The 490-nt window shown below is 42.4% G+C and carries 2 tRNA genes; both read left to right on the top strand.

The features are described 5' to 3' along the window. Positions 1-77: transfer RNA gene (locus H4J65_RS00025), tRNA-Ile, on the top strand. A 116-nt stretch (positions 78-193) separates the two neighbouring features. Next, a tRNA-Ala gene (locus H4J65_RS00020) sits at positions 194-269 on the top strand. The last annotated feature ends 221 nt before the right edge of the window (positions 270-490 follow it).

Genomic DNA, 490 nt, shown 5'->3' with positions numbered 1-490 from the left:
AGGTCTGTAGCTCAGCTGGTTAGAGCGCACCCCTGATAAGGGTGAGGTCGGCAGTTCAAGTCTGCCCAGACCTACCAATTTCGTCCTCTATCTTCGTTGGTTCATCACTCATGTAGGAAACTACAGGTCGCGATAAACCGCCTTGATATAGCACAAAATATTACGTTTTAGCTTAAAGTGTGTTTCCCATTGCGGGGCTATAGCTCAGCTGGGAGAGCGCCTGCCTTGCACGCAGGAGGTCAGCAGTTCGATCCTGCTTAGCTCCACCACTTCTTCACTAAAGAAAGAGACCAAACTTAAACTATCAAAAGTTGATAAGTTAAGTTTGGTTTTTTAAACCAAGTACTCACCGAATGCGTGTGAAAGACTAATTCTTTAACAATCTGGAAAGCTGATATAAATACCGGTATTTATATGACAAACACGGTGTCGCGCTGTTGTTTGTAAATTATAAATACCAAGCTGTTATTAATAGGAATATCGCCTATTA

Source organism: Colwellia sp. MB02u-9 (genome assembly GCF_014077085.1).
GTDB lineage: Bacteria > Pseudomonadota > Gammaproteobacteria > Enterobacterales > Alteromonadaceae > Cognaticolwellia.
Note: the sequence above shows the minus strand (reverse complement) of the source record. Positions and strands in the feature narration are given on the sequence as shown.